Origin of the sequence: Pseudomonas sp. 8AS, assembly GCF_902506505.1 — a bacterium.
Classification (GTDB): Bacteria; Pseudomonadota; Gammaproteobacteria; order Pseudomonadales; family Pseudomonadaceae; genus Aquipseudomonas.
In genome coordinates, this window is record NZ_LR733406.1 from 1817782 (window position 1) to 1836095 (window position 18314).

The window sequence follows — 18314 nt, forward strand, 5'->3', positions numbered from 1 at the left end:
TCGGCGTCAGCTTTACCACGTATTTGTACACTAGCCGCGCCCTAGCCAGTCGGCGCTCAGAATGAGGCCAGGATTCGCCCCAGCAGTTCCATCGCCTGTTCGCTCTGGGCATCCCAGGGATGGCCGTGGTTGAGCCGTGCGCAATTGCGAAAGCGCCGGGTGGCGGAGAAGATCGGCCCCGGCGCCAGGCTGATGCCCTGGGCCAGGGCCAGCTGGAACAGCTGCAGCGAGTCCACCGGCTCGGGGAACTCGAACCACAGGAAGTAGCCGCCGCTGGGGCGGGTGACCCGGGTGCCGGCCGGGAAGTGCCGGGCGGCGGAGGCGAGCATGGCGTCCTGCTGGGTTTCCAGGGCGTGGCGCAGCTTGCGCAGGTGGCGATCGTAGCCGCCATGCTGCAGGTAGTCGGCGATCGCCGCCTGGGCCGGCACCGAGGGCGAGATGGTGGTCATCAGCTTGAGCCGGCTGATCTGCTCGGCATAACGGCCGCTGGCCACCCAGCCGACCCGGTAGCCCGGCGCCAGGCTCTTGGAGAACGAGCCGCAGTGCATCACCAGGCCGTCCGTGTCGAAACTCTTCACCGGCTTGGGCGGCTGGCTGCCGTAGTACAGCTCGGCGTACACGTCGTCCTCGATCAGCGGCACCTGGTGCCGCTGCAGCAGCGCATACAGCGCCTGCTTCTTGGCGTCGCTCATGCTCGCGCCCAGCGGGTTCTGCAGGCTGCTCATGAACCAGCAGGCCTTGATCGGCAGGCTGGCCAGGCGCTCGGCCAGCACGTCCAGGTCGATGCCTTCGCGCGGGTGCACGGGGATTTCCACGGCCTTGAGCTTGAGTCGCTCCAGCACCTGCAGGGTGGCGTAGAAGGCCGGTGCCTCGATGGCCACCAGATCGCCGGGGCTGGTCACCGTCTGCAGGCAGAGGTTGAGCGCTTCCAGGGCGCCGTTGCTGATCACCAGCTCGTCGAGTGGCAGGCGCACGCCGGCGACCATGTAGCGCAGGGCGATCTGCCGGCGCAGGTCGGGGTTGCCGCTGGTCATGTCGGCGATCACCGCATGGGCCGGCATGTCGCGCAGGGCGTGGGCCATGGAGCGGGCCAGGCGCGGCAAAGGGAACAGCTGCGGGCTGGGGAAGGCCGAGCCGAACGGCACGGTGTGCGGGTCTTTCAGCGAGCCGAGCACGGAGAACACCAGCTCGCTGACGTCGACCTCGGTGGTCTGCGCCGCCGGCGCGCTGGTTTCCGGTTCGGCCAGGGAATGCCGCGCCAGCTCGCGGACGAAGTAGCCGGAGCGCGCCCGCGCCTGGATCAGCCCGCGGTCTTCCAGCAGGTAGTAGGCCTGGAATACGGTGGACGGGCTGACCCCGTAGGTGCGGCTGGCATGGCGCACCGAGGGCACCTTCTCGCCGGGGGCGAGCACGCCGGCGCGGATCAGTTCGGCTATCTGGTCGGCGAATTTCTCGTAGCGCTTCATGGTGTCCGTAGGGGCGGCCAGCGGGTGGCCACAGTCTACGGCGAGTTGCCGGCGCACGCTCGTCAGCGTCCGCTCGGGGCGATGAACATGCTCTGCGTCAGTGCGCGCTCGTCCTCGTCGGCCAGGTTGCTGACGGCGAAGCTCACCGCCTGGGTGGTGCCGGTCGCCTGCCCGGCGAGCTGCACCAGGGTCACCGGCACGTCGAGGATCTCCCCCGGGGCCAGCAGCAACTGCCGGGGCGCGTCCAGGCGCAGGCCGGGGCTGTCGACCAGGGCCAGGCGGTAGCGCTGGGCCTGCTGGGTCTTGTTGATGACCTTGAGGCGGTAGGTGTTCTCGATCTGCCCGGCGGCGTTCTCGCGGTACATGCTGCGGTCCTTGGCGGCGTCGATGGATACCAGCGAGCGGGCCTCCAGGGCCCAGACGAAGGCACCGATCATCAGCGCCAGGGCTACGCCGTAGCCGACCAGGCGCGGGCGCAGCCAGTGGGTCTGGCCGCCCTGCAGTTCGCGCTCGGAGCGGTAGCCGACCAGCCCCCTGGCGTAGCCCATCTTGTCCATGATCGAATCGCAGGCGTCGATGCAGGCGGCGCAGCCGATGCAGTCGATCTGCAGGCCATCGCGGATGTCGATGCCGGTCGGGCAGACCTGCACGCACATCTGGCAGTCGATGCAGTCGCCCAGGCCTTCGGCCTTATGGTCGCTGTCTTTCCGGCGCGGGCCGCGGCCTTCGCCGCGGCCGGCGTCGTAGGCCACCAGCAGGGTGTCCTGGTCGAACATGGCGCCCTGGAAGCGCGAGTAGGGGCACATGTGCACGCAGACCTTCTCGCGCAGCCAGCCGGCGTTGAGGTAGGTGGCGGCGGTGAAGAACAGCACCCAGAACAGCGTGGCGCTGTCGATCTGCAGGCTAAACAGCTCCGCGCTGAGGCCGCGGATCGGCGTGAAGTAGCCGATGAAGGTCAGCGCGGTGAGCAGGCTGACCGCCAGCCAGATGGCGTGCTTGGCGCTGCGCCGCGCCAGCTTGTTAAGCGACCAGGGCGCGGCGTCCAGCTTGACCCGCTGGTGGCGCTCGCCCTCGGTGATCTTCTCCGCCCACATGAACACCCAGGTCCACACGCTCTGCGGGCAGGTGTAGCCGCACCAGATGCGCCCGGCCACCACCGTGGCGGTGAACAGGCCGAAGGCGGCGATGATCAGCAGCGCCGAGAGCAGGATGAAATCCTGCGGCCAGAAGGTCGCGCCGAAGATGTAGTAGCGGTGCTCGGCGAGGTTCCACAGTACGGCCTGGCGGCCGTCCCAGTCGAGCCAGGCGGTGCCGAAGAAGATCAGGAACAGCAGGCCCGCGCCGTACAGGCGCAGATTGCGGAAACGCCCGCTGAAACTGCGGGTATGGATCGGCCCGCCGGCCTGGGACGGCGTCAGCCGCACCGGCTGGCTGACGTCGATGGATTCCACGATCCGCGCGGGGATGCGCTCGCTCATGACAGATGCCTCATCAAGCTTTTCCAAGATGGGGCTATGGTCGGCGCGTCAGCGGTTACATAACAGATTCAGGTCGAGCAATAAAAAGCGGATCAGATGGGGCGGCGCAGTTTTACCCTGGTTTCCTGATGGCCGGGCATTGGATGCTTCACTGCATCAGGCGCCATCAAACAAACAGCCTGCTTGACGACGACGCAGCTTATTGGCGTACATCAGGGCATCGGCACTAGCAAGCAACTCACCCAGGGGCTTCAGCTCCCTGGGTGAACAACCGACGGCGCCCATGCTTAGGGCAATGGGATAGCGACAGCGGTCACTGGCGTTGAACTCCTCGACCAGTGCCTGCACACGGGCAGTGAGGCCATCCGCAGGCTCCCCTACATCGGCAGCCAGCACCACGAATTCATCGCCGCCGATCCTGGCCACGACATCGCTGTCTCTGAAGGCTGCCTTGAGTACTTGCGCGGCGGCAGTGATGGCCAAATCGCCAGCCTCGTGACCGTGGATATCATTGATCTTTTTCAGGCCATCTAGATCAATGAAGAAAAGCAAGCAGGATTGATCATTCCGGCGCGCAGTGCGCAGTAGTTGATCGGCCAAAAGAAAGAAGCTGCGGCGATTGTGCAAGCCCGTCAATTCATCCGTCATCGACAGCCGGCGTGCCTCGTCTTCGATCTTCTGTCGCTGCGCTATTTCGGCCAGGAGCTTGTCGTTTGCCGCTTCGAGTTCGCTGGTTCGCTCGGTCACCCGTGTTTCAAGCGCTGCATTCAGGGAGGCCAGCTCTGCCTGGGCGCGCCCTCTCGACTTATCGACCCAGCGCAGATGGTTGGCCGTCCTCAGAATCACCGCGACAAGCGTGACGATGCTCAGGGTCGCCATGAGCGCCAGGCTGAAGCGGTTGTCGTAGTAGCCCTGTCGCTCTCCGACCAGCAGGACAGCTCCGATACCCAGAACCACCAGCGGAACACTGGTCAGCAGGCTTCTTGCCATCTTGCCGCCAGCCGTATCGCTGATCAGCAACTCGATCAGTTGCGAGCGCTGCCGGAGCGCCAGTATCCCGCTGTTCAGCAGGAACAGCGCGATAGCCGTGTGGATGGCCATAGAGCTGTAGATGCCGACTCTATAGAGCGCGCTGACATTGAACATGTAGCCAATAACCGCTGTCAGGCTTATGCACAGCGTCGCGATGGCAAGTGTCTGCGGCAGCAACGTCCTGCTGTTGAGCCATAGCAGGCTGAGGCCGGAGAGCAGGATGCACAGTGCTGTCGCGGGCGCCATTCGCCCTGGAAACAGCCCGGGCTGGTTGCGCTGATGCTCGAAGGGCAATAGCAGATCAATGGCAAGATCAACCTGCATGACATATTCAATGAGGGTGAGCCCTCCTATCAGCATCGCCAAGCTTGCGCCAAGGCGCCTGACCAGGCTGCCGATGCGGGACTCGCCGAGGGTGGCGCACCATAGCCCCACCGCGAGGATGGTCAGCATACTGGCCGTATTAACCACCATGGCAGTCCAGCCAGGAAACACGCTCCTCAACAGGGGCACATCAAGCCACCAACCAGCCAGTGCAACCAAGCCAATCACCGCCACCGTGACCGCTACCATCCGGGCATAGGTTGTGAGTAGACGTAACTTCTTCACATGGCGGACTTCGGGCTCTGTCCCCATCGCTGCCTCTCGTTGGTGTGCGACCTGATGCCAGCATTATGCTGGTACGTTATCGCCTCCGCCAATGTGGCAGCCCGGCCTGTGTTTTCCGGTCGCTCAAGCGCAGGCCTGGCCTTGGCGCCGACTCCAGCCAATCCGCAAGCCCGTTCTGTTTGGCCGCAGAGCATCCTCTTGGCATCTGCTCCGTATTTTCCCAGCCAATCTGAGTCTGTTCTGTTCGCGCCCCTCCCGGCCATAGTCGCCGCCATGTGGACCCGCAGGGCGGGTGGATGAGGTGGCGGGATGTATCAGTACGACGAATACGACCAGGCGCTGGTGCGCGAGCGGGTCGCCCAGTTTCGCGACCAGGTGCAGCGGCGCCTGAGCGGTGAGCTGAGCGAGGAGGAGTTCCTGCCGCTGCGCCTGCAGAACGGCCTGTACCTGCAGAAGCATGCCTACATGCTTCGGGTGGCGATTCCCTACGGCACCCTGTCGTCGGCGCAGCTGCGCGCCCTGGCGCGGATCGCCCGCGAGCACGACCGCGGCTACGGCCACCTGACCACGCGGCAGAACATCCAGTTCAACTGGATCGAACTGGAGCAGGTGCCGGACATCCTCGAACAGCTGGCTGCGGTGCAGATGCACGCCATCCAGACCTCCGGCAACTGCGTGCGCAACGTCACCACCGAGGCCTTCGCCGGGGTGGCGGCCGATGAGCTGCTCGACCCGCGGCCGCTGGCGGAAATCCTCCGCCAGTGGTCGACGGTCAACCCGGAATTCCTGTTCCTGCCGCGCAAGTTCAAGATCGCCCTGTGTGCGGCGGCCGAGGACCGCGCGGCGGTGCAGGTGCACGATATCGGCCTGCAGCTGTACCGCGACGCCACCGGCGAACTGCTGTTGCGCGTGCTGGTCGGCGGCGGTCTGGGGCGTACGCCGATCATCGGTGTAGTGATCCGCGATGGTTTGCCGTGGCGCCATACGCTCAGTTACGTCGAGGCCATCCTGCGCGTGTACAACCGCCATGGTCGGCGCGACAACAAGTACAAGGCGCGCATCAAGATCCTGGTCAAGGCCCTGGGTATCGAGGCCTTCGCCCGCGAGGTGGAGGCGGAGTGGGCGACGATCAAGGACGGCCCGGCCGAACTCACTGCCGAGGAGTATCAGCGGGTGGCCGTGCACTTCCAGGCGCCAGCCTACGCCGTGCTGGCCGATGGCGGCGTGCAACCGCTGGAACAGCCGCACGACCCGCATTTCGCCCGCTGGCTGGCGCGCAACGTGCGCCTGCACAAGGTGCCTGGCTATGCCAGCGTGGTGCTGTCGAGCAAGCCGGGCGCGGCCTTGCCGCCAGGCGATATCACCGCCGCGCAGATGGAGGCGGTGGCCGACTGGGCCGAGACCTTCGGCTTCGGCGAGATCCGCGTGGCCCACGAGCAGAACCTGGTGCTGCCGGACGTGCGCCAGAGCGAGCTGTACCCCCTCTGGCAACTGGCCACGGCGGCCGGCCTGGCCACGCCGAATATCGGCCTGCTCAGCGACATCATCGCCTGCCCGGGCGGCGACTACTGCGCGCTGGCCAACGCCAAGTCGATCCCCATCGCCCAGGCCATCCAGCAGCGCTTCGCGGACCTCGACTACCTGCACGACATTGGCGAGCTGAGCCTGAACATCTCCGGCTGCATGAACGCCTGCGGCCACCACCATGTCGGCAACATCGGCATCCTCGGCGTGGATAAGAACGGCAGCGAGTGGTACCAGATCACCCTCGGCGGCGCCCAGGGCCACGGCGCGGCGCTGGGCAAGGTGATCGGCCCGGCGTTCGGCGCCGGCGAGGTGCCGCAGGTGATCGAGGCCCTGATCCAGGTCTACCTGCAACAGCGCGCCGTGGGCGAGCCCTTTGTCGACTGCGTGGCACGCATCGGCCTGGAACCGTTCAGGCAGCGGGTCTACCGCCAGCAGGAGGTGCCGGCATGAACAACCTGATCCGGCTGGTGGATGGCGTGGCGCGGCTGGTTGACGACGACCCCTGGCAGCTGCAGCGCGAGGGCCTGGAGCCGGCCGGGGCAGGGCCGCTGATTGTGCCGCTGGCGCAGTGGCGGCAGCACCGCGACCCGGCACAGGGCCTGTGGCTGGCGCCCGACGATGACGCCGAGAGCGTGCGCGAGTGGCTGGCGGAGCTGCCGCTGATCGCCGTGGACTTCCCGACTTTCCGCGACGGCCGCGGCTACAGCCAGGCCTACCTGCTGCGTACGCGCCTGGGCTGGGGCGGCGAGTTGCGGGCGGTGGGCGATGTGCTGCGCGACCAGCTCAGCCATATGCGCCAGTGCGGTTTCGACAGCTTTGCCGTGCGCGCCGACAAGTCGGCAGAGGATGCGCTCCAGGGCCTGGCCGGCATGAGCGTGCTCTATGGCCGCTCGGTGATCGAGCCGCGGCCGCTGTTCCGCCGCCGCTGAGCGCTTGTCGCGGGAATGGCTTGCGGTGCGCACGGCGCACCCAAATGCGCTGTGCGCGCCTCTCGGTCAGGAGTCTTTCGCGCCTGCGAATGGCTCCCGACCTGTCGCTCAGCAAGAAATCCATCTATACCTCATCCATGTGCCAATGCCCTTTGGGGCAGGGGCATGGCTGCCTTGTTGTTCTCACCCCGAGCTTGGCGCAAGGGATTGACGCTTTTACCGGTGTAGTTGGGCCATGACTGCGCGCGGTACGGTCAGGAGAAAGGGATTTGATGAGTGCGAAGACCCGGGGCAGGCGCAGGCGAGCCACCTCCCAGCTGCTGCGGCTGGTGTGGCCTTTTGTCGTGGTGGTCCTGCTGCAGTCGTTGCTGGCCGGTGGCAGCCTCTACCTGCTGTCCGCCGTGCGCGGCTACGTGGGCGGTGAGAGCCTGTGGTCGAAAGGCCTGAAGGACGCCATCCACCATCTCGATCTCTACGCGCAGACCCAGTTTCCCGAGCATTTCCAGGCCTACCGCGAGGCGGTAGCCGTGCCGCTGGGTGATCATGCCTTTCGCCTGGCCATGAACCGGGTCCCGCCCGATCTGCCCGCGGCGCGGGCCGGCATCCTGCAGGGCAAGAACCACCCGGACGACGTCGAGGCGATGATCTGGCTGTTCCGCCACTTCCAGGGCGTCAGCTACCTGCGCCAAGCCATCGAGCAGTGGACCCTGGGCGACCGCTATATCGGCGAGCTGACCGCGCTGGCCGCCGAGGTGCACGCCAGCGTCGTCCGCGGCCAGCCGAGCTCGCGCCAGGTGATCGACTGGCAGGCGCGCATCGAACTGATCAACAACGGCGCCACGCCGGCGGCCGAGGCCTTCTCCAGCATTCTCGGCGAGGCCTCGCGGGTGGTACTGCGGCTGCTGATCGGCCTCAATCTGCTCGTCGCCATCCTGCTGATCGGCCTGGTGCTGCTGCGCACGCGCAAGCTGCTGAACCAGCGCGAACGGGCCGACCACGCTCTGGAGCGCGAGAAGCTGCGCGCCCAGGTGACCCTGGCGGCGATCGGCGATGCGGTGATCAGCCTCGATCGCCAGGGCCTGATCGCCTACATGAACCCCACCGCCGAGCAGCTCACCGGCTGCCGGGCCGAGCAGGCCCGCGGCCAGGCCTTCGATGCGCTGTTCTCGATCGTCGACGAGCAGCCCGGCGCCGCCAGCGAGCCGCTGCTGCAGGCGCTGCTGGCTGGCAACAGCCGCAGCATCTGCGACCACAGCAAGCTGATCGTGCGCCCGGACGGCAGTGCGGTGGCGATCAACCTGGTCGGCACGCCGATCCTCAGCGAGGGCCGGGTCAGCGGCGCGGTGATGGTGCTGCACGACATGACCCGCGAGCGCCAGTTCGTCGCCAGCCTGTCCTGGCAGGCCAGCCACGATGCGCTGACCGGCCTGGTCAACCGCCGCGAGTTCGAATACCGCCTGGCCCAGCTGCTGGAGCGCCTGCAGCACGAGCAGCGCCGCCATGCGCTGATGTTCCTCGACCTGGACCAGTTCAAGCTGGTCAACGACACCAGCGGCCACGCCGCCGGCGACGAGCTGCTGCGCCAGGTCTGCGGCGAGCTGCAGCAGCACCTGCGCGAGGGCGACACCCTGGCCCGCCTGGGCGGCGACGAGTTCGGCATCATCCTGGAAAACTGCCCGGCGCAGGCCAGCGAACGGATTGCCGAGGCCCTGCGCAAGTCGGTGCAGGACCTGCGCTTCGTCTGGGCCGGGCGGCCCTTCGCGATCAGCGTCAGCATCGGCCTGGTGCAGATCAGCGAAGGTCACAGCAGCCTGGAGTCGCTGCTGCGCACCGCCGACATGGCCTGCTACTCAGCCAAGGAAAAAGGCCGCAACCGCGTGCACGCCTACCAGCCGGACGACTCCGAGCTGTCCCAGCGGGTCGGCGAGATGAGCTGGGTGCAGCGCATTCACACGGCCCTGCAGGAAGACCGCTTCCGCCTCTATGCCCAGCGCATCCTCGCCCTGGGCGAGGAGCCGGGTGGCGTGCACATGGAGATCCTCCTGCGCCTGGAGGACGAGGACGGCCAGCTCATCGACCCCGGTAGCTTCATCCCGGCCGCCGAGCGCTACGGCCTGATGCACCGGATCGATCGCTGGGTGCTGCGCAGCACCCTGCAGGCCCTGGCCGAGCAGCTGGCCTGCGGCACCCTGCAGGACAACGCCACCTGCGCCATCAACCTGTCGGGGGCGAGCATCGGCGATGCCGAGTTCCTCGACTTCATCCGCGAGCAGTTCGCCAGCCAGCCGGTACCGCCGCGGATGATCTGCTTCGAGATCACCGAAACCACGGCGATCACCAACCTGGCCGAGGCCACCCGCTTCATCGGCGAGCTCAAGGGCCTGGGTTGCCGCTTCTCGCTGGACGACTTCTGCGCCGGCATGTCGTCCTTCATGTACCTCAAGCACCTGCCGGTGGACTACCTGAAGATCGACGGCAGCTTCGTCCGCGACCTGCTGGAAGACCCCATCGACCGGGCCATGGTCGAGGTGATCAACCATATCGGTCATGTCATGGGCAAGCTGACCATCGCCGAGTTCGTCGAGTCGGCGGAAATCCTCCAGGCCCTGCGCGAAATCGGCGTCGACTACGCCCAGGGTTACGTGGTCACCCGGCCGCAGCCCTTCGCCGTGCTGGCTGCGTCGCTGGCGCAGGAGCAGGCGGTGCCGGCTCCAGCCGGCTAGGCCCGGTGGAGATCATTCAGGAGTCCTGCTGCATCACCTGCTCATAGGCGCTGGTCAGGTCGTTCATCTGCCAGAGCAGGGTCTCGGTGGTGGTGGTGATCACCGTCGGTACGTACTGCGAGTCGGCCGACAGGCGGAAGCCGGCGCGGGCGAAGCGCCACTGGGCCTCGACCTTCTGCAGGGCCTGGCTGATCTGCGGGGTGTTCTGCCGGGCGCCGAGCAGTTCCTGCTGGGCGGTTTCGAATTCCTCGGTGGCCTTGTGCAGTTCCGCTTCCAGGCCGTCGACCGGCAGGCGCCAGCTGACGGCCAGGTAGAGCTTGGCGATGCGCTGGCTGAGCATGCGCTGGCGGCCGCTGCGGTTGACCAGGCGGGCGTTCTGGCTGCCGGTGTGGCGTTCGATCAGCAGCACCACCTGCTCGCTCTGCGCCAGCAACTGGTCGCTGAGCTGCAGCAGGTGCACGGCCTGTTCGCGATTCGGCCGCGACAGGGCCAGCTCGCGGTAGGCCTGCCAGGTGTTGCCGGCCTGTTCCAGGGCGGTGCGGATCTCGGTGTTGGGCGCGTATTCGCTCAAGGCGAGGAAGTTGCTTTCAAAGCGCGCCACGCTCTGGTCGAGCTGCTGCAGCGCCAGGTCGCTGCGCACTTCGGCGCCGATCATCAGGTAACTCTTGGCGATGCGCTGGCTGAGCATGCGCTGCATGCCGGCCAGGTTCATCGCCTCGGCGTCGCCGATCGCCGCCCAGGCGGGCGGGCAGAGCAGGGCGAGGCTGAGCAAAAAGGGGCCAAGCAGGTGAGGGTTAAGCAGTCGACTGAACATGTGCATCTCCAGAGGCGTGCGGCGGCAGGCCGCCGCACGCCGGTCGGGCGAGGCCCCGTTACGGGGCCGGCGTATCAGTAGCTGTACTGCAGCTGCAGCCAGGCCTTGTCGGCGTCGACGGCGAAGTCGTCGGCGTCGTAGCTGGCGTACTTGACCAGACCGACCAGGCCCTTCACGCCCGGGATCGGGTGGGCATAGGACAGGTCGATCTCCTCGCCGTACTGGCTGCTGCCCTGCTCGGCGCGAAAATCGTGGTACCAGGCCTGCAGGCTGCCGCCGAGCAGCGGCACGGTGACCCCGGCGTAGGCATCCTCGACCCCGTCGGCGGGGGTGATGAGGAACTGGTCGGCCCAGCCCTGGAAGGCGTGCTTGGTCGCCAGCGGAGTCTGGAAGGCGCGGTTGCCCGGGCCCTCGTCGCCGCCCAGCACTTCGTAGCCGGCCTTCAGCGCCACGCCCTTGAGGGTGTAGCCGAGTTCGGCCAGGTAGTAGTCGCTGTCCAGCTCCTGCGGGTTGCTGTCGTAGTCCTGCTGCTGGGCGTATTCCAGGACGTAGCTGAAGCCCTGGATCGCGCCGTTCAGGCGCAGGCCGGTGGTCTGGCTGGACAGCGCGCCCTCGGCGCCGGTGGGGGTGATGGCCAGGTTGTCGAGGTCCAGCAGGTAGCTGTAGGCGGTGGCGGTCAGTTCCGGCATGAACACGTACTGGGCGTTGATCAGGTGGCTGTGGCCCTCGATGTTGGCCGGGTTGGCGGCGCTGTCGTAGCGGCCGTTGTCCGGGCCGAAGATGGTGTTGACCTGGTCGATGTAGGCGTAGGTCAGGGTCAGGCCGTCGAGCGGCTTGAGCTGGGCCAGGGCGCCGTCGTAGGTCTGCTCGTTCTGGCGCCAGGCCACGCCGCCGACGAAGCGCTGGTTGTCCAGGTTGATGCGCTGGCGGCCGAGCACGGCGCTGCCGTACTGGTGGTCGTAGCGCAGCAGGGCCTGGTTGATTTCGCTGCCGTCGGGGTCGGGCACCGCCGAGTACTCGGTCTGGCCGTTGCGGGTGTCGTTGTAGGCGGCGTCGCCGATGCGGCTGACGTTGTCGGCCTCGACCAGGGCGGAGAGGCCGTACCACTTGCCGCTCTGGAAGCCGAGGCGGGTACGCAGGGTCTGGGCGTTGGCGTGCTTGAGGGCGTTGTCCTGGTCGACGTGCTCGTAGCGGTAGCGGGCGTCGAGGATCGGCTTGCCCTGGGTGAACAGGTTGCTGAAGTCTTCTGCGGCGAAGGCGGCGTGGCTGAGGGTGCTGCTGGCAACGGCCAGCGACAGCAGGGACAGTTTCATCATGCGCATAGCGGTCTTCCTGTAGGCCAAAAAACGCAAAAAAAAACGCCACAGCGTCCACGGCTCCACGAGGGAGGGGATGCTATGACGTCGTTGTCGGTTGAGTGGCAGACACGCCGTTGTGCTGACCGGGGGTGGCCATAGCAGGCGGCGTGCCAGATTTCATAAGTAACTGATTTATTGTGGATTAATGAATTTTTAAGAACTTTTTGCGATTGATTGATGCACTGCACTCGTTCGCCGCGCATTGATACAGTGCAGCTGTAGTGCCGTAATAGGCCGCGACTGTAGCGGGCGCCGCCCGTGCGGACGCGGCATGCTGGCCATTACCCCAAGGAGCGCAACCATGCACCTCGAGTTTCATCAGATCGACGCTTTTACCGACCGTCCCTTCAGCGGCAATCCGGCGGTGGTCTACCGCCTGGATGCCTGGCTGGCCGACGGCCTGATGCAGCAGATCGCCGCTGAGCACAACCAGGCCGAGACGGCTTTCGTGGTGCGCGAGGGCGCCGGCTGGCATATCCGCTGGTTCACCCCGACGGTGGAAATGCCCTTGTGCGGCCATGCCACCCTGGCCAGCGCCTACGCCCTGTTCGAGCTGTACGACGAGCCCGGCGAGCGCCTGGACTTCAGCTGCCTGTCCGGGGCGCTCAGCGTCAGCCGCGACAACGGCCGGCTGATCCTGGACTTCCCGCTGGCGCAGGCCAGCGAGACGGTGGTCAGCATCGAGCTGGAGCAGGCGCTGGGCCAGCCGGTGCTGGCGGCGCTGCAGGGCAACGAATTGCTCGCGGTGCTGGAGTCGGAGCAGGCGGTGCGCGCTTGCCAGCCGGACATGAAGGCCCTGGCCAAGCTGCCGGGGCTGGGGGTGATCGTCACCGCGCCGGGGCTCAAGCACGACTTCGTTTCGCGCTACTTCGCCCCGGGCATCGGCATCGACGAAGACCCGGTGACCGGCTCCACCCATTGCCTGCTGACGCCATACTGGGCCGCGCGTCTGGGCAAGAACGAACTCAGCGCATTTCAGTGTTCGGCCCGTGGTGGCGAGTTGCACTGCCGGCTCGACGGAGAGCGGGTGAAGATCGCCGGCCAGGCGGTGCTGGTGACGGGCGGCACGCTGTTCTTGTAGGCGCGGCGTGTAGGGTGCGCTGCGCACCAGAGGCATGCACGGGCTGCTGGTGCGCATGGCGCACCCTCCGGGAAGTCGAGGCGATTCAGGCGGGCGGGTTGCCAGGCCGGAGCCCCTGTGCGGGGGCTATCAGTTGCTGCTGGCGCGGCGCACGCCGGACTCACCCAGGTTGACCTGGGCGGCGATGCTGCCCTGGGCGGGGAACACCACCAGGTGGTCGGCCGCCACGCGGATGCCCACCTGCTGGCCCGGCAGGTGGTCGGCATGGCTGGGGAAGATCGCTTCCAGCTGGGTGCCGGTCGCCAGTTGCAGGCGGTACAGGGTGGCCGCGCCGAGGAAGGTCTTGCCGACTATCCGCGCCTTCTGCTCGCTGTCCGGGTCGTAGACGATGTCGTCCGGGCGCAGCAGCACGTCCACCGAACTGCCGGGCGCCCAGGTGTAGGCGCGGTTGCCGCGGATCACGCCGAGCTCGGTCTGCACCGTGTCCGGGGTCAGCAGCTGGCCGCGGATGAAGTAGCCCTGGCCGACGAAGCTGGCGACGAAGGGCGTCAGCGGCTCGTGGTAGAGGTTGAACGGGGTATCCCACTGCTCCAGCCGGCCTTCCTTGAACACGCCGACGTGGTCGCTGACGGCGAAGGCTTCTTCCTGGTCGTGGGTCACCAGGATGGCGCTGGTGCCGCGCGCCTTGAGGATGTCGCGCACCTCATGGCTGAGGCGCCGACGCAGTTCGCCATCGAGGTTGGAAAAGGGTTCGTCGAGCAGCAGCAGCTGCGGCTCCGGCGCCAGGGCGCGGGCCAGGGCCACGCGTTGCTGCTGGCCACCGGACAGCTCGTGGGGGTAGCGCCTGCCCAGCTGGGCCAGCTTGACCAGCTCCAGCAGCTCCTCGGTGATGCGTTCGCGCTCGGGGTGCTTGCGGATGCCGAAGGCGATATTTTCCGCCACGCTCAGGTGCGGGAACAGGGCGTAGTCCTGGAACACCATGCCGATGCGGCGCTTCTCCGGGGCCAGGGTGAAGCCGGCACGCGAGATCACGTTGCCGCCCAGGGATATCTCGCCGGCCAGCACCGGCTCGAAGCCGGCAATCGCACGCAGGGTGGTGGTCTTGCCGCAGCCGGAGGGGCCGAGCAGGCAGCCGATGTCGCCGGCATTCAGGTGCAGGTTGAGCTGCTGCACCACCGGATGCTCCTGGTAGCCGCAGGCCAGCTCGCGCAGATTGAGCAGCAGGGGCTGGCTCATGCGTGGTGGTAAGCCGGTTCGACGAGGAATTCGAGCAGCGCCTTCTGCGCATGCAGGCGGTTTTCCGCCTGCTCCCAGGCCTGCGAGCGCGGGTCGTCGAGCAGATCCATGCTGATCTCCTCGCCGCGGTGGGCGGGCAGGCAGTGCAGGAAGATCACCGAGGGATCGGCGGCATCGAGCAGGGCGCGGTTGACCTGGTAGGGGGCGAACAGCTTGAGGCGCTCGGCGGCTTCCTCTTCCTGGCCCATGGAGGTCCACACGTCGGTGCTCACCAGGTGCGCGCCGGCCACTGCGGCCAGCGGCTCGCGGACGATCTGCACGCGCTCGCCAGCGGCCTCGAGCAGCTCGGCATTCGGCTCGTAGCCTTGCGGGCAGGCCACGCGCAGCTGGAAGTCGAACTGCAGGGCGGCCTCGATATAGCTGTTGCACATATTGTTGCCGTCGCCGATCCAGGCCACGGTCTTGCCCTGGATCGAGCCGCGCTGTTCGACGAAGGTCTGCATGTCGGCCAGCAGCTGGCAGGGGTGCAGGTCATCGGACAGGCCATTGATCACCGGCACCCGCGAGTGGGCGGCGAACTCGGTGAGGGTGCTGTGGGCGTAGGTACGGATCATCACCGCATCGAGCATGCTCGACATGACGATGGCGCTGTCGCCGATTGGCTCGCCGCGGCCCAGCTGGGTGTCGCGCGGGGAGAGGAAGATGGCCTGGCCGCCGAGCTGGATCATGCCGGCCTCGAACGACAGGCGGGTACGGGTCGAGGCCTTCTCGAAGATCATGCCCAGCACGCGGTTCTTCAGCGGCTCGAACAGTACGCCGCGCCGGCGCAGGTCCTTCAGCTCGATGGCGCGACGGATCAGCCCACTCAGTTCCTGAGGGGTGCAATCCATCAACGAGAGAAAGTGCCTGGCGCTCATCATTCACTACCTTAATTTCTACAACTGTCGCTGCGCGGTTTTTCCGGGGAAAAGCAGACCGGGCAGCGGCTGGAGCCGCGTGGGGGCGACAAATGGGGAAGGCGCGATCTTATAAGCAAATGCCGCACGGGGGCAAATGAGCGGCGTTGCCGGCCACTGCAACACCTTGAGCCGGGAGATTTTTCTGCCTGCGGCCGGCGTCACAAAAGTGACATGTCGGGTTGCTGGTGGCTCCGGCCGGCTCCTACCATGCGCCCCGCCTGACCAGGCAGACATGTCCAGCAACTGGGCATCAATGGATTTTCTATGCAAAGGAGTCTTGCATGAAACACGTAGCCTATGCCGCCGCTTTTTCCGCTCTCGCCCTGCTGACTGGCTGTGCCAGCCAGAACTACAGCCAGCCGAGTGCGCCGCTCAATGGTGAAGTGCAAACCAACCTGAAAGCGGACGTGAAAGTCGGCGAGTCCATCACGGGCGAGTCTTCGGTGAACATCCTGTTCGGCATGTTCAAGCTGGGTGGCGATACCCAGTTCGCTGACGGCGTAACCTATGGTGGTGGCGAAGGTGGTTTCGCTCTGGGTCTGGACCCGGTAGCTGCCGCCAAATCCGCGGCTGCCTTCAAGGCAGTCAAATCCTCCGGTGCCGACCTGATCGTCGCGCCGCGCTACGAAGTGAGCGTGCAGGATTACATGGTGTTCAAGGCCGTCAACGTCAAAGTGACCGGCAACAAGGGCACCATCAGCACCATTCGTTGATCCGCCTGGCAACTCGGCTGCCTGCAGTCGGGTCCGGTCTGATCCATTGATGCGCTGTTGAATCGGCGGGCATGATGCCCGCCGATTCATGAAACTTAGGCCACTGGCCAAGCCTTCCCCTAGCCTCCATAGTCCTGTTTCCACGACCCGACCGGTCGTCTCGAACAAGAATGCGAGGCCAGTCATGAGCAAGACCCTCCACCACCGTGCCTGCCATCTGTGCGAGGCCATCTGCGGCCTGACCATCGAAACCGAGCGCCTGGCCGACGGCAGCCAGCAGATCCTGTCGATCAAGGGCGATGCCCAGGACAGCTTCAGTCGCGGCCATATCTGCCCCAAGGCCGTGGCCCTGCAGGACATCCAGCACGACCCCGACCGTCTGCGCCAGCCCATGCGCCGGATTGGCAACGAGTGGCAGCCGATTGGCTGGGACGAAGCCTTCGCCCTGGTCGCCGAGCGCCTGGCGACGATCCAGGAACGCCACGGCAAGAACGCCGTGGCCGTGTACCAGGGCAATCCCAGCGTGCACAACTACGGTCTGATGACCCACAGCAACTACTTCCTCGGCCAGCTGAAGACGCGCAACCGCTACTCCGCCACCTCGGTGGACCAGCTGCCGCACCACCTGACCAGCTACCTGATGTACGGCCACGGCTTCCTACTGCCGATTCCGGACATCGACCACACCCAATTCATGCTGATCCTCGGTGGCAACCCGCTGGCCTCCAACGGCAGCCTGATGACCGTGCCGGACGTGGAGAAACGCCTGAAGGCGCTCAAGGCTCGTGGCGGCAAGCTGGTGGTGGTCGACCCGCGGCGCAGCGAGACGGCGGCCATGGCCGACCAGCATGTGTTCGTCCGCCCCGGCAACGATGCGGCCCTGCTGCTGGGCCTGCTCAACACCCTGTTCGACGAGGGCCTGACCCGCGCCAGCCACCTGCCGGTCAACGGCCTGGAGCAGGTGCGCGCGGCAATCGCCGGGTTCACCGCCGAGGCCGTGAGCGCTCGTTGCGGCGTGCCGGCGGCGAGTATCCGCCAGTTGGCCCGTGATTTTGCCGGCGCCGAGTCGGCGGTGTGCTACGGGCGCATGGGCGTGTCCACCCAGGCCTTCGGCAGCCTGTGCCACTGGCTGATCCAGCTGATCAATCTGGTCACCGGCAACCTCGACCAGCCGGGCGGGGCGCTGTGCACCACGCCGGCGCTGGACCTGGTGGCGAGCACCGCCGGCGGCCACTTCAATGTCTGGCAGAGCCGGGTTTCCGGCCTGCCCGAGTACGGCGGCGAGCTGCCGGTGGCGGCGCTGGCCGAGGAGATGCTCACCCCCGGCGAGGGCCAGGTGCGCGCGCTGGTCACGGTGGCCGGCAACCCGGTGCTGTCCACCCCCAACGGCCGCCAGCTGGAGCAGGCGCTGGAGGGGCTGGAGTTCATGCTCAGCATCGACCTCTATATCAATGAAACCACCCGCTACGCCGACCTGATCCTGCCGCCCACCGCGCCGCTGGAGCACGATCACTACGACAGCACCTTCAATGCCTTCGCCGTGCGCAACGTCACCCGCTTCAACGAGGCGGTGCTGGACAAGCCGGCGGGGGCGCTGGACGACTGGGAAATCTTCGTCGGCTTGGCCCGGGCCTTCGCCGCCAAGGTCGGCAACGAGCTGAAACCGAGCAAGACGCCACAGCAGATGATTGACCTGGGCCTGCGCTTCGGTCCTTACGGCGACCAGTCGCCGCACAAACTCAGCCTGGCGGCCATCCGCGAGCAGCCCCATGGCATCGACCTGGGGCCGCTGCAGCCGAACCTGGGCGGGCGCCTGAAGACCGAATCCAAGGCCGTCGAGGCCGCTCCGGCGCTGCTGGTCGCCGACCTGGCACGCTTCGCTGCGCAACCGCAGGCCGGCGAGGGCGAGCTGCTGCTGATCGGCCGCCGCCACGTGCGCAGCAACAATTCCTGGATGCACAACTACCAGCGCCTGGTGAAGGGCAAGCCGCGCCACCAGTTGCTGATGCACCCGCAGGACATGGCCGGGCGCAGCCTCAGCGATGGCCAGCGCGTGCGCATCGAGTCGCGGGTGGGGGCCATCGAGGTCGAGGTGCTGGGCAGCGAGGAGATGATGCCCGGCGTGGTCAGCCTGCCGCACGGCTGGGGTCATGCCCGCCCGGGCGTGCAGATGGCCATCGCCAGCGCCCAGCCCGGCGCCAGTGCCAACGACCTGACCGACGAGCGGCAGCTCGATGCCGTCTCCGGTAACGCCGCGCTGAACGGGGTGCCGGTGCGCGTGGCGGCGGCCTGAGCCGGCTGGCAGGCGTGGCCATGGCTGGCGGGCGAGGGGGCGAATGTGCCGGCTTAACCCGAGCCCGCAACTGGGATTTTCGGTTACAATCGCCCC

Annotated in this window: 13 protein-coding genes; 6 read left to right on the plus strand and 7 right to left on the minus strand. The window is 66.8% G+C overall.

Features of this window, described 5'->3' with window-relative positions:
- Positions 1-56 precede the first annotated feature (56 nt).
- From mapR to GV001_RS08545, 3 genes are all read right to left on the minus strand, one after another.
- Complete coding sequence (gene mapR, locus GV001_RS08535) at positions 57-1466, minus strand: GntR family transcriptional regulator MpaR (RefSeq protein ID WP_160079205.1); 1410 nt, start codon at positions 1464-1466, stop codon at positions 57-59.
- 62 nt (positions 1467-1528) lie between these two features.
- Positions 1529-2944 carry a cytochrome c oxidase accessory protein CcoG gene (gene ccoG, locus GV001_RS08540; protein ID WP_160079206.1) on the minus strand — a complete coding sequence of 472 codons (1416 nt, stop codon included), beginning with the start codon at positions 2942-2944 and terminating at the stop codon, positions 1529-1531.
- Positions 2945-3100: 156 nt separating this feature from the next.
- Positions 3101-4585, minus strand: a complete 1485-nt coding sequence (locus GV001_RS08545) for a diguanylate cyclase (protein WP_160079207.1) — start codon at positions 4583-4585, stop codon at positions 3101-3103.
- A 309-nt stretch (positions 4586-4894) separates the two neighbouring features.
- Between GV001_RS08545 and GV001_RS08550 the strand changes: the two genes are divergently transcribed.
- The 3 genes from GV001_RS08550 to GV001_RS08560 all read left to right on the plus strand — a co-directional run bounded on the left by GV001_RS08550 (position 4895) and on the right by GV001_RS08560 (position 9764).
- Positions 4895-6562 carry a nitrite/sulfite reductase gene (locus GV001_RS08550; RefSeq protein ID WP_160079208.1) on the plus strand — a complete coding sequence of 556 codons (1668 nt, stop codon included), beginning with the start codon at positions 4895-4897 and terminating at the stop codon, positions 6560-6562.
- Positions 6559-7041: a DUF934 domain-containing protein gene (locus GV001_RS08555; protein ID WP_160079209.1), complete on the plus strand. Its 483-nt coding sequence runs from the start codon at positions 6559-6561 to the stop codon at positions 7039-7041. The genes GV001_RS08550 and GV001_RS08555 overlap by 4 nt, the downstream gene beginning before the upstream one ends.
- 272 nt (positions 7042-7313) lie before the next feature.
- Positions 7314-9764 (plus strand): EAL domain-containing protein, encoded by a 2451-nt coding sequence (locus GV001_RS08560; protein ID WP_160079210.1) that lies wholly within the window; start codon positions 7314-7316, stop codon positions 9762-9764.
- Between the two features lie 16 nt (positions 9765-9780).
- Here the strand turns inward: GV001_RS08560 and GV001_RS08565 are convergent, their stop codons facing one another.
- Positions 9781-10578 (minus strand): type IV pili methyl-accepting chemotaxis transducer N-terminal domain-containing protein, encoded by a 798-nt coding sequence (locus tag GV001_RS08565; RefSeq protein ID WP_160079211.1) that lies wholly within the window; start codon positions 10576-10578, stop codon positions 9781-9783.
- A 74-nt stretch (positions 10579-10652) separates the two neighbouring features.
- Positions 10653-11900 (minus strand): alginate export family protein, encoded by a 1248-nt coding sequence (locus GV001_RS08570; RefSeq protein ID WP_160079212.1) that lies wholly within the window; start codon positions 11898-11900, stop codon positions 10653-10655.
- Between the two features lie 337 nt (positions 11901-12237).
- On the opposite strand from GV001_RS08570, the gene GV001_RS08575 reads away from it, so the two are divergent.
- Complete coding sequence (locus GV001_RS08575; RefSeq protein ID WP_160079213.1) at positions 12238-13017, plus strand: PhzF family phenazine biosynthesis protein; 780 nt, start codon at positions 12238-12240, stop codon at positions 13015-13017.
- Positions 13018-13146: 129 nt separating this feature from the next.
- Here the strand turns inward: GV001_RS08575 and GV001_RS08580 are convergent, their stop codons facing one another.
- On the minus strand, positions 13147-14253 hold the full coding sequence (locus GV001_RS08580; protein WP_160079214.1) for an ABC transporter ATP-binding protein: 1107 nt from the start codon (positions 14251-14253) through the stop codon (positions 13147-13149).
- Positions 14250-15170 carry an ornithine carbamoyltransferase gene (argF, locus tag GV001_RS08585; protein ID WP_160079215.1) on the minus strand — a complete coding sequence of 307 codons (921 nt, stop codon included), beginning with the start codon at positions 15168-15170 and terminating at the stop codon, positions 14250-14252. The genes GV001_RS08580 and argF overlap by 4 nt, the downstream gene beginning before the upstream one ends.
- 323 nt (positions 15171-15493) lie before the next feature.
- Between argF and GV001_RS08590 the strand changes: the two genes are divergently transcribed.
- The gene (locus GV001_RS08590; protein ID WP_160079216.1) at positions 15494-15925 is read left to right on the plus strand and encodes a hypothetical protein; all 432 of its coding nucleotides are present in this window, start codon (positions 15494-15496) and stop codon (positions 15923-15925) included.
- Positions 15926-16109: 184 nt separating this feature from the next.
- Entirely contained in the window at positions 16110-18218 is a 2109-nt protein-coding gene (locus GV001_RS08595) for a molybdopterin oxidoreductase family protein (RefSeq protein WP_160079217.1), read from the plus strand.
- Positions 18219-18314 lie beyond the last annotated feature (96 nt).

What these genes read in the sequence shown, in the direction of transcription:
- GV001_RS08565 (WP_160079211.1), bottom strand. Translation starts at nt 10,578, where the DNA reads ATGTTCAGTCGACTGCTTAACCCTCACCTGCTTGGCCCCTTTTTGCTC.
- GV001_RS08580 (WP_160079214.1), bottom strand. Translation starts at nt 14,253, where the DNA reads ATGAGCCAGCCCCTGCTGCTCAATCTGCGCGAGCTGGCCTGCGGCTAC.
- GV001_RS08595 (WP_160079217.1), top strand. Translation starts at nt 16,110, where the DNA reads ATGAGCAAGACCCTCCACCACCGTGCCTGCCATCTGTGCGAGGCCATC.
- GV001_RS08555 (WP_160079209.1), top strand. Translation starts at nt 6,559, where the DNA reads ATGAACAACCTGATCCGGCTGGTGGATGGCGTGGCGCGGCTGGTTGAC.
- ccoG (WP_160079206.1), bottom strand. Translation starts at nt 2,944, where the DNA reads ATGAGCGAGCGCATCCCCGCGCGGATCGTGGAATCCATCGACGTCAGC.
- GV001_RS08560 (WP_160079210.1), top strand. Translation starts at nt 7,314, where the DNA reads ATGAGTGCGAAGACCCGGGGCAGGCGCAGGCGAGCCACCTCCCAGCTG.
- GV001_RS08590 (WP_160079216.1), top strand. Translation starts at nt 15,494, where the DNA reads ATGAAACACGTAGCCTATGCCGCCGCTTTTTCCGCTCTCGCCCTGCTG.
- GV001_RS08575 (WP_160079213.1), top strand. Translation starts at nt 12,238, where the DNA reads ATGCACCTCGAGTTTCATCAGATCGACGCTTTTACCGACCGTCCCTTC.
- argF (WP_160079215.1), bottom strand. Translation starts at nt 15,170, where the DNA reads ATGAGCGCCAGGCACTTTCTCTCGTTGATGGATTGCACCCCTCAGGAA.
- GV001_RS08570 (WP_160079212.1), bottom strand. Translation starts at nt 11,900, where the DNA reads ATGCGCATGATGAAACTGTCCCTGCTGTCGCTGGCCGTTGCCAGCAGC.
- GV001_RS08550 (WP_160079208.1), top strand. Translation starts at nt 4,895, where the DNA reads ATGTATCAGTACGACGAATACGACCAGGCGCTGGTGCGCGAGCGGGTC.
- mapR (WP_160079205.1), bottom strand. Translation starts at nt 1,466, where the DNA reads ATGAAGCGCTACGAGAAATTCGCCGACCAGATAGCCGAACTGATCCGC.